We start from the raw sequence: 13,845 nt of genomic DNA on the forward strand, positions 1-13,845 counted from the left end.
TATTTTATTAACTTTTTATTATTTTATCTATAAAATAACGATCTAGGGGCTAGTTAGCCTAAATTTATACAGGAAAATTTATGAATAAACTTAAATATTATGTTATTTCAGGTGGAGTTTTAGGTGTATTTGGTGCTTTGCTTGTATATCTTGGCAATCCAGCAAATATGGGAATATGTGCGGCATGTTTCTTGCGCGATACAACAGGTGCTTTTGGATTTCACAACGCTCAGACGCTACAATACATTAGACCTGAAATTTTAGGACTTATATTTGGCGGCTTTTTAGCTAGTGTATTTTGGACTCGTGAGTTTTTGCCAACAACTGGCTCATCGCCATTTGTTAGATTTTTTCTAGGTATATTTGCGATGATTGGCTGCCTTGTGTTTTTAGGTTGTCCTTGGAGAGCATTTTTACGCCTTGGTGGTGGGGATATGAGTGCATTGGCTGGAGTAGCTGGACTAATCGCAGGTGTTTTTGCTGGATTTAGCTTTAAAAAATTTGGCTATACATTAGGCGATACTCAAAAGGCAACAAAAGCTATCGGTTTAATGCCGCTTTTTATAGCTGTTGTTATTTTTTTGGCATTGATTTTTGAGTTAAAACTTGGCGAAAACAACGCTATATTTAGCTCATCAAAAGGTCCTGGTTCGATGCATGCAAACGTATGGGCCTCACTAGGCATAGCAATGATTGTTGGGATATTTATGCAAAAGAGTAAATTTTGTAGCACTGGTGCGATAGGTTCGATGTTTAGGGGCGAGTTTTCAATGTTTAGCGGTGTAATTAGCATAATCGTATTTGCAACAATTACAAATCTAGCTCTAGGTCAGTATAAATTTGGCTTTGAAATGCAGCCTATTGCACATAATCAATGGGTGTGGAATTTCTTAGGTATGGCACTTGCTGGACTTTGTTTTAGTCTTAGCGAGGGTTGTCCGGGTAAGCATTTAGTGCAAATTGGCACTGGCAACCTAAACTCAGTCATATTTGTGATGGGGATGATGGCTGGTGCTGCACTCGCTCACAACTTCATGCTTGCTAGTTCGCCAAAAGGCATAACGCAGTTTGCTCCATATGCACTTGCGATAGGTTTTTGTTTTGCGATTTATGTTGGTGTGTTTAACAAAAAACAAGCCTAGATAAATAACCTTGGCTAATTTAAATTTTAATAAATTAGCCAGGATTGTTGTAAAAAACAAATAAAAGTAAATTTAACACAAAACCAGCAAAAATTTTTCTTATTAAAAGCTACTTTTTTGGTTGTGAGTATGAAAATTTAAATTTGCGAAATTTAAAAAGCATCTTTGCGTATAAAATATTCACAAAATAAGTAAGCTAAAAATATAAATTTAACAGCAAATTTTATGTTTTGCCATTCTTGTAAAAAGCCAAGGCTTTAAAATTTACAAAAATGCATAAAAAGCACAACAAGCGAAGCGATAGCGAGTGAAATGAGACAAGTTTGTTTAAAACAAGCGAAGTGCTTTTTGCAAAGCAAAAATGTTTCTATAAAACTTCTCAAGCCCAAAGGGAGGCCATAATGAAATCTAAGCGTAGCCAAGAAAGGATGATTGTAACACCATAAAGCAATACTATTTAAAGTTTTATAGTCCAAAAACGTCATAAACCAAGCTAAAACAGTGCAAGAAAAATACCAAGGCAAGCTTTTGTAAAACAAAGCAAAATCATAAATTTTACTTTGTTTGTCACTGCAAATAAGCAAAGTAAAGCCTATTGTTATATCACAATATTTTAAAAGCAATCAAAACTAAGTATAAATTTAATCAAATTTATACTATATCTTGCAAGTAGTATGGCGAAAAATTCGTTTAAATTATCTTTGCCCTAATCACCAAAAATTTACCTTTAATACTCTTAAGTTTATTAAAATACACGCTTTATAAGCAACTATGCTTAGTATAGTGGCAAAGTAGTTAAGCCTAGAAATTATTAATCAAAACAAAAATATATTTAAAATTTACCTAAATCTGATTTTAATCCGTATATTTTATTGCATTTAACGGCGCGATTGCTTTTTAATATACCCCATTTCAACTAGCTTTGAGATTATCTTTGCTACTTTTGGCCCAGCTGCACTACCGCCACCACCACCATGCTCTACTAGCACAGTTACAACATATTGAGGATTTTCATAAGGAGCATATGACGTCATCCATGCATGTGAGCGTTTTAGATACTCCATGTCCTCTTCACGCATACGTTTTACTTCACTTTGAGAAATTCCAGATGTTTGAGCCGTGCCAGTTTTGACAGCAACAGTTACATTTAGATCCTCAAAATACCTTCTAGCGGTGCCACGTTGGTGATTTGCCACTTCATACATAGCATTTCGTATATAAGGCAAAGTTGCCTTTTCTAAATCGTTAAAAATCGTATCACTTGGGGCAAAATTTACACTCTTATTATCATCTATACTACTTAAAAAATGTGGCACTACATCAAGTCCTGTAGCTATCATGGCTGTATTTCTGGCAATCTGCATAGGCGTAACTAAAAAATTGCCCTGCCCAATTGATGTATTTAAGGTCTCGCCTTGATACCACGCTTTAGAGTATTTTCTCATTTTCCACTCTCTGCTTGGAACTACGCCTATAAACTCATTTGGCAAATCAACTCCAGTCTTTACTCCATACCCATGTCGCTCAAGTATCGGCACGATGGCATCAATGCCTATTTTTTGACTATTTTTATAAAAGTAATCATCGCAGCTCTCTCTTATTGCTTTATTCATATCAACAAAACCATGCCCATAAGCATTCCAACATCTAAATTTTCTACCTCCAAGCTCGTAAGAACCACTACAAAAATATCCATCAGTTCGCTTAACACCATTGTTTAAAAATGCCATTGCCATACTCATTTTTACAACTGAACCTGGCGGATATAGTCCATTAACTAGTTTGTTTGTAAATGGATGATTTATGTCTGTTATTAGTTTGTCCCACTGCGTCTTTGATATACCTGTAACAAATGGATTTAAATCATACTCTGGAAAGCTTCCAGCTGCAAGTATTGCTCCATCTTTTAGACTCATTACTACAACTGCACCAGCCTCTTTGCCAAACACATCAGTAACAAACTGCTGAAGCTCTAAATCAATGCTTAATTTTATATTTTGAGAGCTTGGCGAAGTGTGACTAACCTGCTCTAGCTCTTCATTTAACGCATTTACTTTTATTCGCCTATTTCCAGCAACGCCTTGAAGGATTGAATTATAGTATCGCTCAATACCGGTTCTTCCAATATGATTTGTAAGTTTAGTTAGTGGGTCATTATCCATATCTTGTTGATTAGCCCTACCAACATATCCTACAACATGAGACGCTAAAGAACCATATGGATAGTGACGCTTTGATGTTGATATGATTTTGATATTTTCATGCTGTGAAAGTATAGTAAAATATGGCAAAAATTTATCATACTCAATAAAATCAACTACGCTTATAAATTCTTGATTATACAAAGAGTCGTTTTTTTTATATTCTCGTTTGATTTTTGTTGCATTTAAATCGGTAAAAATTTCAGTTATTGTTGAAATTTCATTATCCAAAATTGCATCTTTTTTGCTTAAATGTGGAGCAATTGCAAGTGAAAAACCTAAACGATTTACCGCTAGTGGTCTATCTTTTGTATCAAATATAAGTCCGCGTATAGGTGCTATATTTTGAGTTTTTATAGCATTTTGCTCTGCAATCTCTTCATAATACTCATTTGAATTGACACTTAAATGATATATTCGTGTAAGCAGTGCTGCCCAAAAAGCAAACATTATAGCAAACACTATACGCATTCTCATATCAGTCTATCCTTAAAAAGCACAATTGCAATAATTGATTCAATAGCTATATAAACAGCGTATTCAAAACCCCAATTTAAAATTTCAATCCCTTGCATATGGCACAAAATGCAACTTATCAAAAATGTCATAAAATAACCACAAGCAACAAATAAAATAAGTAGGAATTTACGATGCTTAAACGTTACAGAAAGCCAATCAACAGCAAAATAATAAAATATAAAAAATCCAACTATGCTAGAAAATAAATAATATCCATGCGTTAGTTCAGCAAAAAGCAAAAATGCTATACTAAGATACCAACCAAATCCCAGTTCAATATATGATTTTTGCATCTTTTTTGCATATTCAATAATCATATATGTAAAAAACACACCAATTAATGGTGGTAAAAATACAAAAATACTAGTGACAATCTCGTATCCAAAAAGACACGTTATGCCAATAACATAGCCTAAATATCGTAAATCAGAGCTATTTCGTCGCATACTGGAAAGAACTTGCATTTAATACAGTCAGCCCAAATTTTCTGTACTGGTAGTTCAGATTTTGCTATCTCGACAAAACCCAAACGCTCAAAAAACTTACGCTGATAAGTTAGTGTAAAAACTTGAGAAATTTCATAAAATTTTGCCTCTTCAAGCAAAGCCTTAACTATCATAGAGCCTATACCCTGGCCCCTTAGATCTTGCCTTACTACAAAACTTCGCACTTCGGCTAGATTTGGCGTATGTATATGAAGTGCACAGTAGCCAACTATCTCATCATTATCACACGCTAGAGTATATGAGCGAATATTTGTGCTTACCTCGTCGCTGTTTCTTGGCAAAATAATACCACTTGCAACCTCAGGAGCAACTAGCTCTTGCATCATTACTATATCTTTTGGTTTTGGCTTTCTTAATGTTATCATCTACCTAGAGTCTCTTTTATGATAATATTTAGTGCCTTATTTATATTATTTTTATTTAAAGTTGATACCAAAATACCATCTGGATCATGCTTTAACACAGCAGATTTAAGACTTTGATTAAGCTTATCTGATTTTGTGTATAAATTTATAAGTTTTTGATCTGGCCTTAAAAAACTTTTAATATATTCATTGACATTTTTATCGATGTCTAAATTAAAATGGCGAGAATCAATAAGATGAACAAAAAGTCTAATTGTAGTGCGAAATTTCAAATATTCATCTAAATTTTTACGCCACTCATTATGTAAAGATTTTGCGACTTTTGCATAACCAAATCCAGGCAAATCTACAAACATTACATTAAATTTCTCCGCACTCTCATCGTCAATAATGCCAACTTCAAAAAAATTAATAAGCTGGGTTTTTCCAGGGGTTGATGAGCTTTTTGCAAGTGAGTTATGACTAGTTAAGGCATTTATAATGCTTGATTTGCCAACGTTTGAACGCCCTAAAAATACTATTTCACTCATTCCAAACTCAGGTGCTATTTTGATACTTGGCGTTGATGTGATAAATTTTGCACTAATAGCTCTTATCACTTTTTCTTTTCCTCTGTGTGAAATATAAACTTAACAGGCTGTTTTGAGCCACTTCCAACATTATAAGTGCCATTTTTTTGATCTATTGTAATCTTTTCTCCATACACGTTTTTATCAGTGTCTATCTCTTTTAAATGTCCATTTCCAGTTATGGTGTATATCTCTTTGTTTGGCTCATAAGTTAATACATCACCCTTGCCTGTATAGTGTTTTTCACGCATGAAAACTTTAAAATTTGCATTTGTTGTCGCTGTATATTTTATAGGTTGGCGATTTTTATCAAAATTTACAACAACTTTAGCCGCTCTTAACTCGTCATAACTTCCTTTTTTTATATACACATTACCTATAAATTCAGTAACTTGTTTATTTTCGTCAGCAAAAAAACTATCAGCTACTATCTCTACTTGCTCAGCCCTTAGTCCAACAATCATAAAAAATACAACTAAAATTATCTTTCTTGCTCTATCCATGCCTTTATGCCTTTTATTTTTGTTTGCTTATTTTTCAAATCATACTCTAAACTTTTCCCAACTATTTTATCGCTATTTTGTGTCATAACAAAGTCGTTTTTTGATACAGCAATCTTTGTTTTTTGATTGTATACAACCTCATCTGACTTAAAATTTAAACTATCATTGTTATCATAAACCACATTTTGTATAAACCTAATATTGTCGCCTTGTATTTTTGCTTTATCCGAACTTAAAAAATGCAACAAATCTCCACGCAATATCTCAGACTTAAATATTAAAAACTCATCTTCTTTATTATATCTGTTTAATTCGTCAGCTTCGTATCTAGCAGATATCATAGTCGCATTTATCTCATAATCAACTACGTCATTTACTTGCATATTTGCTACACTTAAATCTTTTTTAAAATCTTCTACAAAATATGGATCAGATGAAGCTAAAAAAACCATCGCTATACTAAAAATAGCAATAACTGCATAAAAAATTTTTACAACCAAAGCTTAGACCACTCATCAAATAAATTTTCGTTTTTTATTAAAATTTCTATCATTTCGCGGACTGCACCATTGCCACCCTTATGTTTTAGTTTGGTTTTTACTTCCAAGTCCTTAATTGCATTTTTTGGCTTAAAACTCCAAGCAACAGCGTTTAACAACTTATAATCATTATAATCATCGCCAATTGCAGCAGCATTTTCAAAACTAAGTCCTTCAAAGCTTAAAATTTCTTTTGCAACTTCTAGTTTATCATGCACACCCTGATAAACATGCGTGATTTTTAAATCCTCGGCTCTTTTTTCTACAATTTGCGAACTTCTGCCAGTTATTATGGCGACCTTTTTACCAAGCTTTAACCAGCTTTGTATCGCATAACCATCTTTAACATTAAAACTTTTAAACAACTCACCATCATTACCATAATTAATCTTGCCATCGGTCAAACATCCATCTACATCTAAAAATACAATCTCAATCATAAACTACCCTTTGTGCTTGGCATACCAATTAATTCATTTTGCTTTAATGCACGCCTTAAGGCAACGGCAACTGCCTTAAATGTGGCTTCAATAACATGATGAGTATTTTTACCACGCATTTTTGTTAAATGAAGTGTAATTCCAGCATTAAAGGCAAATGCTTTAAAAAACTCCTCCACAAGCTCGACATCAAACTCACCAACTTTACCTATCTCGCTAAAATTTTCATATACCAAAAATGCACGATTACTTAAATCTAAAGCACAACTAACAGCAGCCTCATCCATAACAACAACACTATCGCCATATCTTTCTATATTATTAGTAGGGTACAATACATCACGTAAGAGTTGTCCTAAAACTATTCCAACATCCTCAACACTATGATGAAAATCAACATCCAAATCACCCTTGCACTCAACATCAAAGCTAATAAGAGAGTGCTTAGCCAGAGCTTCAAGCATATGATTAAAAAAACCAATTCCAGTATTAATATGTGAAATTTCGCCACTATATAGCTTAAGACTTGCTTTAATATCTGTTTCTTTTGTTGTTCTGTTTATGCTTACTCTATCTTGTTTCATTTTAGCCTCTAATTATATACGCACCTTCAAAATGCCCACTTTTTATAAAATCTCTAGCCTCTTCTTCGCTTCTAAATCCAGTCAAAAAAACCCTATAAATCGCCATGTTATCTATGCTATATTCGCGGATTATGGATTTATATCCCATTATGTTTTGATGCTCTTTTTGATATATGTTTGCACCTTTGATGTTTCTAAATGCACCAATTTGCACCATAAACTCCCCGCCAACCACACTCGCACTTGGCAAATTTTGCACGACTTTGGTATCACTAGGCTGCTTTATCTCACCACTAAATCCAACAACCTCCATACTAACAGGTGCCGTGCCAGCTTGTATCATGCCGATTTGAGTTGCTGCTGCTTTTGAAAGATCTATAACGCGATTTGCCACAAATGGACCACGGTCATTTATACGCACGACAACACTTTTTTTATTGTTTAAATTTGTCACCTTTACGATTGTATTCATTGGCAAAGTCTTATGTGCTGCTGTCATATTGTGCATATTATACACTTCACCATTTGATGTTTTTTTGCCATGAAAATTCGGACCATACCAACTTGCTACACCACTTGCCCTATCACCGACATTAACAACAGTTGGATAGTATGTTTTGCCATTTATTGTATAAGGGCGCATTGTTGCTTTTTGCACGGCTGGTGAATTATTTATCTTTGCGTTTGTGGGTCCTGTTGGAGCAAATAAAGCGTTGTTGTAAGAGCATGCTGTTAAAAATATCGCTAAAAATAAAATTTTAAGGTATAACAATATTGTCTCCTATAGCTAATACATCGTTGCTTGCTAGAGCATTTGCCTCTTTTATGTCTTTAATGGCCACATTAAAACGTTTTGATAAAATTTCAAGAGTATCACCATTTTGCACTACATAACTTTGGATTTTATTACGATCTGAACGTGGAATTATTAATTTTTGATTAATACTAATAATACTAGTTTGTAGCTCATTATACTCTTTTATTGCTTTGTGACTCACACCAGAAGTCTTGGCAATATTTAGCAAGGTATCGCCCTTTTTAACCGTGTATGTATAAAATTTATTGTTTGACTGAATTGGTTTAAAATTTTCATTAAATATAGAAAGTTTGCTCTCTGGTAGATATATGTGGTAATTTTTTGAATTTGGTGGCGTAAAAGCGTAATTTAGATGAGTGTTTTCTTCTTTTAATCTTTTAACACTTAAGCCAACACTATCGCCTACTTGTTTTAGCGTTGTTCCGCCCGGCACACTAACACGAGTAAGCTTTTGCCCTTGTGTGGATAGTATATTAGCATCTCTTGATAAAATAAACTCACTATCTTTAGCAATTATGCTAGCACGTAAAATTTTGATAATAAATCTTCTTGTTTCGTCTGGTAAGTATTTAGCATTTGGATCTAACAAGGTAGTTAAATCATCTGTTCCGGCATTTCTAATAGCCTTTCTTAAACAGCCATCTCCGCAGTTGTATGCCAAAATAGCCAAATACCACTTGCCAAATTGAGATTTTAGCCCTTTTAGATACTTTGCAGCAGCATTTGTAGCTTTTATAGGATCTCGTCTTTCATCTACATATTTGTCTATTTTTAGCCCATGTGCTTGTGCGGTTACTGCCATAAATTGCCATATACCAGCAGCCTTTGCGTTTGAAACAACCTTGTTTGAAAAACCAGACTCAACCATGGCTAGATAAAAAAATGGCTCTGGAAGCCCTGAGCTTTTAACCGAAGTTTTTAAAATCGGTATATACTTATAACCTGCTCTTAAAACTCTTACAAAATCATCAATTTGTCTTTTTGTGATAGATTTTTTCATATCTTTATAGTATGATGTGTGAGTAAAATTTTGTGGTATATCAAGTGATTGTAAAATATCTACTTGATTGATATTTAAATTTTGTTTTGTATTTGCATTAGCACAGGTTAAACCTATTATAAGTAATATCTTAAATAATGCTTTCATTTATCTCCTTATTTAACTTGCAAAACATTTAAACAACCTATTTGCATTTAACGTGGTTGTTTCGCAAATTTCTGCTTCGCTAAGGTTTAAAATTTCAGCCATCTTTTTGGCAACATACCTAGTATACACAGGTTCATTTCTCTCTCCACGATATGGCGTAGGAGTAAGATATGGCGAATCAGTTTCTATTAATAACCTATCTTTTGGTATTTGTTGCAAAATTTCAACCAATTTTTTGGCATTTGAAAATGTCAATACTCCGCCAATACCAAAATAAAAATCACCATACTTAATAAGCTCTAAAAGCAAAGGCGACGCATTATAACAGTGCATAACCGCACCTTGTTTTAGTCTTGGTGCATACTCTTTTAAAATTTCAAAGCAATCTTCATTCGCATCTCTAATATGCAATATGACAGGCTTTTGTAGCTTAATTGCTAACTCAAGTTGAGCCAAAAAAACCTGCTTTTGCAAGCGTTTTTCTTCATTTTTTTCGTTTTCATCTTTTGGTAATCTAAAATAATCAAGTCCACACTCACCAACGGCAACGCACTTAGGGCTCGATGCATATTTAAGCAATATATCTTCATCATATCCATCTTTATCATATGGATGAACTCCGACAGCATAATAAACATCGTCATAAGCACTGGCTATATTGTGTATTTTTTCTATATCATTTATATCAGCACCTGGTATTAAAAATCCGCCTATACCATCTTTTCTTGCTCTATTTATCACATCATCTAAATCATCATTATATCTATTATCATCAAGGTGACAATGAGTGTCGATTATCATCATACGTTTGCAATCTCCACTCTATTTCTTCCATTTTCCTTTGCTTGATACAATGCCTCATCGGCTATATCTATAATCTCTTTTATGCTATATTCTCTATCATAAAATGCCACACCAATAGAAACTGTAATTTTTACATTTTCACCCTTAATACTTACAACACTTTCTGCTATTGCTGCACGTAAATTTACAAAAAACCTTACAGCGTCCTCTTTTATAACATCCTTTAATACGATGCAAAATTCCTCTCCACCAAAACGTGAAACTATATCGTAATTTTTGACACTCTGAGTTAATTTGCTAGATAAAAATTTAAGCACACAATCGCCACCATCATGACCATAAGTATCATTTACGCTCTTAAAATGATCAATATCAAGCATAGCAAGTGCAAAATTTTCATCGCTATCTTGTATCTTCTCACAATATTCTTGCATATTATCAAAAAAGTAACGTCTGTTGTAAGCACCGGTCAAAAAGTCACAATTTGCAAAATTTCCTATTTTTTCTATATTTTCTATTGCATCTATTGTATTATTTACACGACAAACTATCTCTTCTCTCTCAAATGGCTTTGCGATAAAGTCATTTGCACCATGCTTTAAAAACATTGCTGTTCCAACATCAGCATTAGGCGATGTCATAGCAATGACGCCTAAACGATTTTTATCAGCATGCTCGCGAACTTCATGAAGTAGCTCCAGACCATTTTTAACAGGCATATTATAATCAGTCAGTATTAGCTTCATGTCTGGATTATCATAAAAATAATTCATAGCCTCTTCTCCATGAGCTGCAGCAAAGACTTGAAATTGTAAATTTTGAAGTATCTTTTTAATAGAATTTCTAACTGGAGTAGAGTCTTCTACCACCATTACTTTGTATTGTCTATTTTTGCTTAATCGATTAATCATTGAAAATATATAATTAACCTCATTAACATTGCCCTTATAAACATAATCAATAATATCTTTTTGTGTAAATTGCTCTTTTGTAGCTTTATCGATACTACCAGTCAAAACTATAACGCCTATGCCTTTAGATATAGCATAATCAACTATCTCGCCATTTGGGGCATCTGGTAAATTTAGATCAAGTACAGCTAAAAAATATTTATCCTTACTGCCATCAATTAAACTTCTTGCTTCAGCATAAGTATAAGCAACATCGGCTTGCATATCTAGCACTTCCTTTTCCATTTTTTTAGCTAAAAGCTTTGAAAGTGCCTTATTGTCATCTACTATTAAAATTTTATCCATAATTACATAAACTCTTACACATATAAAATTAACAAGGCTCTAATTTTATCAAAAAAATTTATTTTAAAACTTAAATAAAATTCTTAATCTAACCCCTTAAAAGCTCTTTGGCAAAATCCAATGCCTCTTTACTAACAATTTCACCGCTTATCATTCTAGCTAACTCATCCGCCCTTTGATGCTCTTTTAATTGCCTAACACTCGAAATTTCACCTATTTTTTCTACCAAAAAATGAGACTGTGCTTTTGAGCTAAGTTGTGGCTGGTGAGATATGGCAAAAATTTGATAAAATTGTGAAATTTTAACTAAAACATTAGCTATACTCATAGCCTCTTTTCCACTTAAATTAGCATCTATCTCATCAAGAATTATCACACCATTGCCACTTTTTGTTATCTCGCTTTCACTAGCTATAAACGCCAATCTTAACCTATTGGTCTCTCCAGAACTTAACTTGTTTAGAGTCGTTTGATTTAGCGTTAGCACAATCTCATCACAACCAAGCTCGTCGCAAACTTTAGGTTTTATTTGCAAACTCACATCACTCATATAAAGCTCTTTTAAAAAACCATTTATCATATTTTCAAGCTTGTTTAATACAGATTTTCTACTTTCTGACACCTTGCTTGAAATTTCATCAAGTTTTTGAGCAATCTCTTTAAAATTTCTTTGTAGCTGCGTCTTTTCAAAGCTGATATTTTCATATCTTTGTAACTCTTCTTCACGCTTTTTAAGCACAGATATCGCTTCTTCTTCGCTTCCATATCGTTTTATTATGGTATTTAGTGCCTCTATCCTATCTAATACACTCTCTATATCAACATCATCTAGCTCATCCATACTAAGACTCTCTTTTGCAACTCGTAGCTCATTCATGGCATCTTCAAAAAAGCTAGTATCTATCTCGCTAATATTTAGTGCGTTTATCACACTACTTTCATACTCATATATTTGCTCAGCCCTAGCCCATGCTTGTTCGATTTTGTCCTTTTTGCTAAGGCGTTTTTTTATCTGCATTAATTCATCAAATTCATCTTTTTTAGGATTTACGGCTTTGATTTTTTCTATCTCAAATTTAGCAAATTCTTTTAACTCTTCAATCCTATTTTCTTCTTCGTTTATCCTATCTAAGTCTGCTTTAATGTGTCTAAACTCAGCAAAAATCTCTTTTAAATTTAAAATATTATTTTTATGTTTTTCATCTGTAACCAAAGTGTCTAAAAGCGTTAAAAATCTGGCATTTTCAAACTCATTAACCTGTTTTGCCGATAGATATTTTATATGATTTGAAGCAATTTGTGTAATGGCTTTTTTAGATATTGATTGTGCGTTTATAAAGTATCTAGTTTGATTTGTTTTTGTCATTTTAAATGCATTTATGCCTTCATTTTCTATGCCGTATTCACTCATGTCAAAATCAAACAAAACATCAGCCTCAACCATCCTAGCCTCGCTATCAGCTAAGCCAAACACACTCATAATAGCCGACATCAGCACAGATTTTCCAGCACCACTTACTCCAGTAAATACACTAAGTCCTGGTTTAAAATTTAGCTCAGCTTCATTAAAACTTAGATGATTTTTTATAACAACTCTTTGTATCATTCTTGCCCCCAGCACAACTTTTCTTTAAGTATTTGAAAATAATCCCTACTAACACTTCGTATAAGCTTTGCCCTATGATTGCTAAGCCCAACTCTAACGCTTTTGTAATTAGCCATTTTGAATGTGTCTTGTCCGTCTATAACCAAAACTTCATCCATATAAGCTCTAAATTCTACGCTAAAACCAAACGGAAGTATAATGGGACGCTGCGAAAATGAGTGTGAGCATATTGGCGTAAGCGTAAAGACTGAACTAAGCGGATATATGATAGAGCCTCCCGCACTCATGTTGTATGCGGTTGAACCAACAGGGCTTGATACTATCACACCATCACCGTAATATGAATTAAAAATTTTATCATTTAAATATGCTTGAATTTTAGCCATCGATGCTGGTTTAGCACGCATTATAACAGCATCATTAAAGGCTATTTTTTTAAGTATTTCTCCATTTTGCTTCTCAAGCAAGATATCAAGCATATATGGTTCATGGATATTATAAACTCCATTAAAGTAATCAATAAAAAATTTCTCAATCCCACTCATGGCAACATCTGTTAAAAATCCAAGCGTTCCAGCATGTATGCCAAGAACAGCGACATTGTATTGTGCTATCTTGCGACATGTTGATATGAGTGTGCCATCTCCACCAAGAGAGATGATTAGCTCACACTTTTTTGCTAAATCCTTAAGCTCGTAACCAACAATACCCAGCCTATCAGATAAACTTTTTTCTGCTAAAATTTCAACATCGTATTTTGATAAAATTTCAACTAAAATTTTATAATTTTTTTCTAACTGATTATTTTGCTTTGCCACAAGTGCAAATTTTTTACTATTTTGCATTT

The 13,845-nt window shown here is 33.4% G+C and carries 15 protein-coding genes; 1 reads left to right on the forward strand and 14 read right to left on the reverse strand.

Going from position 1 to position 13,845, the window contains the following annotated elements:
• Positions 1 to 80: 80 nt before the first annotated feature.
• On the forward strand, positions 81 to 1,142 hold the full coding sequence (yedE, locus tag LQU93_RS01635; protein ID WP_229932143.1) for a YedE family putative selenium transporter: 1,062 nt from the start codon (positions 81 to 83) through the stop codon (positions 1,140 to 1,142).
• Positions 1,143 to 2,020: 878 nt separating this feature from the next.
• Here yedE and mrdA read toward each other — a convergent pair.
• The 14 genes from mrdA to LQU93_RS01705 form a co-directional block, all read right to left on the reverse strand.
• The gene (gene mrdA, locus LQU93_RS01640; RefSeq protein WP_229932144.1) at positions 2,021 to 3,820 is read right to left on the reverse strand and encodes a penicillin-binding protein 2; all 1,800 of its coding nucleotides are present in this window, start codon (positions 3,818 to 3,820) and stop codon (positions 2,021 to 2,023) included.
• Positions 3,817 to 4,326, reverse strand: coding sequence for a hypothetical protein (locus LQU93_RS01645; protein WP_229932145.1), 510 nt, complete (start codon positions 4,324 to 4,326; stop codon positions 3,817 to 3,819). Before LQU93_RS01645 ends, mrdA begins: the two co-directional genes overlap by 4 nt.
• Positions 4,275 to 4,733, reverse strand: coding sequence for an N-acetyltransferase (locus LQU93_RS01650; RefSeq protein ID WP_229932146.1), 459 nt, complete (start codon positions 4,731 to 4,733; stop codon positions 4,275 to 4,277). Before LQU93_RS01650 ends, LQU93_RS01645 begins: the two co-directional genes overlap by 52 nt.
• Positions 4,730 to 5,332, reverse strand: coding sequence for a ribosome biogenesis GTP-binding protein YihA/YsxC (yihA, locus tag LQU93_RS01655; protein WP_229932147.1), 603 nt, complete (start codon positions 5,330 to 5,332; stop codon positions 4,730 to 4,732). The genes LQU93_RS01650 and yihA overlap by 4 nt, the downstream gene beginning before the upstream one ends.
• Positions 5,329 to 5,805 (reverse strand): lipopolysaccharide transport periplasmic protein LptA, encoded by a 477-nt coding sequence (lptA, locus tag LQU93_RS01660; protein ID WP_229932148.1) that lies wholly within the window; start codon positions 5,803 to 5,805, stop codon positions 5,329 to 5,331. Before lptA ends, yihA begins: the two co-directional genes overlap by 4 nt.
• Positions 5,784 to 6,305 (reverse strand): LPS export ABC transporter periplasmic protein LptC, encoded by a 522-nt coding sequence (gene lptC, locus LQU93_RS01665; RefSeq protein ID WP_229932149.1) that lies wholly within the window; start codon positions 6,303 to 6,305, stop codon positions 5,784 to 5,786. Before lptC ends, lptA begins: the two co-directional genes overlap by 22 nt.
• A complete protein-coding gene (locus tag LQU93_RS01670) occupies positions 6,296 to 6,784 on the reverse strand; it encodes a KdsC family phosphatase (RefSeq protein WP_229932150.1) in 489 nt (162 codons plus the stop codon). Before LQU93_RS01670 ends, lptC begins: the two co-directional genes overlap by 10 nt.
• Positions 6,781 to 7,368, reverse strand: coding sequence for an imidazoleglycerol-phosphate dehydratase HisB (gene hisB, locus LQU93_RS01675; RefSeq protein ID WP_229932151.1), 588 nt, complete (start codon positions 7,366 to 7,368; stop codon positions 6,781 to 6,783). Before hisB ends, LQU93_RS01670 begins: the two co-directional genes overlap by 4 nt.
• A gap of 1 nt (position 7,369) precedes the next feature.
• Positions 7,370 to 8,143 (reverse strand): septal ring lytic transglycosylase RlpA family protein, encoded by a 774-nt coding sequence (locus LQU93_RS01680; RefSeq protein WP_418884057.1) that lies wholly within the window; start codon positions 8,141 to 8,143, stop codon positions 7,370 to 7,372.
• Entirely contained in the window at positions 8,127 to 9,332 is a 1,206-nt protein-coding gene (locus LQU93_RS01685) for a lytic transglycosylase domain-containing protein (RefSeq protein WP_229932152.1), read from the reverse strand. Before LQU93_RS01685 ends, LQU93_RS01680 begins: the two co-directional genes overlap by 17 nt.
• A gap of 12 nt (positions 9,333 to 9,344) precedes the next feature.
• Positions 9,345 to 10,133 carry a TatD family hydrolase gene (locus tag LQU93_RS01690; protein ID WP_229932186.1) on the reverse strand — a complete coding sequence of 263 codons (789 nt, stop codon included), beginning with the start codon at positions 10,131 to 10,133 and terminating at the stop codon, positions 9,345 to 9,347.
• On the reverse strand, positions 10,133 to 11,392 hold the full coding sequence (locus tag LQU93_RS01695) for a GGDEF domain-containing response regulator (protein ID WP_229932153.1): 1,260 nt from the start codon (positions 11,390 to 11,392) through the stop codon (positions 10,133 to 10,135). The genes LQU93_RS01690 and LQU93_RS01695 overlap by 1 nt, the downstream gene beginning before the upstream one ends.
• Before the next feature lie 88 nt (positions 11,393 to 11,480).
• A complete protein-coding gene (locus LQU93_RS01700; RefSeq protein WP_229932154.1) occupies positions 11,481 to 12,998 on the reverse strand; it encodes an AAA family ATPase in 1,518 nt (505 codons plus the stop codon).
• Positions 12,995 to 13,843, reverse strand: coding sequence for an NAD(+) kinase (locus tag LQU93_RS01705; protein ID WP_229932155.1), 849 nt, complete (start codon positions 13,841 to 13,843; stop codon positions 12,995 to 12,997). The genes LQU93_RS01700 and LQU93_RS01705 overlap by 4 nt, the downstream gene beginning before the upstream one ends.
• Positions 13,844 to 13,845 lie beyond the last annotated feature (2 nt).

The organism is Campylobacter majalis, from assembly GCF_905120465.1.
Taxonomy (GTDB): domain Bacteria; phylum Campylobacterota; class Campylobacteria; order Campylobacterales; family Campylobacteraceae; genus Campylobacter_A; species Campylobacter_A majalis.

Bases quoted from the DNA above. Each gene is read 5' to 3' on its own strand.
- hisB (WP_229932151.1), bottom strand. From the start codon at position 7,368: ATGAAACAAGATAGAGTAAGCATAAACAGAACAACAAAAGAAACAGAT.
- LQU93_RS01695 (WP_229932153.1), bottom strand. From the start codon at position 11,392: ATGGATAAAATTTTAATAGTAGATGACAATAAGGCACTTTCAAAGCTT.
- LQU93_RS01650 (WP_229932146.1), bottom strand. From the start codon at position 4,733: ATGATAACATTAAGAAAGCCAAAACCAAAAGATATAGTAATGATGCAA.
- LQU93_RS01685 (WP_229932152.1), bottom strand. From the start codon at position 9,332: ATGAAAGCATTATTTAAGATATTACTTATAATAGGTTTAACCTGTGCT.
- mrdA (WP_229932144.1), bottom strand. From the start codon at position 3,820: ATGAGAATGCGTATAGTGTTTGCTATAATGTTTGCTTTTTGGGCAGCA.
- LQU93_RS01690 (WP_229932186.1), bottom strand. From the start codon at position 10,133: ATGATAATCGACACTCATTGTCACCTTGATGATAATAGATATAATGAT.
- LQU93_RS01645 (WP_229932145.1), bottom strand. From the start codon at position 4,326: ATGCAAGTTCTTTCCAGTATGCGACGAAATAGCTCTGATTTACGATAT.
- LQU93_RS01670 (WP_229932150.1), bottom strand. From the start codon at position 6,784: ATGATTGAGATTGTATTTTTAGATGTAGATGGATGTTTGACCGATGGC.
- LQU93_RS01700 (WP_229932154.1), bottom strand. From the start codon at position 12,998: ATGATACAAAGAGTTGTTATAAAAAATCATCTAAGTTTTAATGAAGCT.
- lptA (WP_229932148.1), bottom strand. From the start codon at position 5,805: ATGGATAGAGCAAGAAAGATAATTTTAGTTGTATTTTTTATGATTGTT.
- LQU93_RS01705 (WP_229932155.1), bottom strand. From the start codon at position 13,843: ATGCAAAATAGTAAAAAATTTGCACTTGTGGCAAAGCAAAATAATCAG.
- yedE (WP_229932143.1), top strand. From the start codon at position 81: ATGAATAAACTTAAATATTATGTTATTTCAGGTGGAGTTTTAGGTGTA.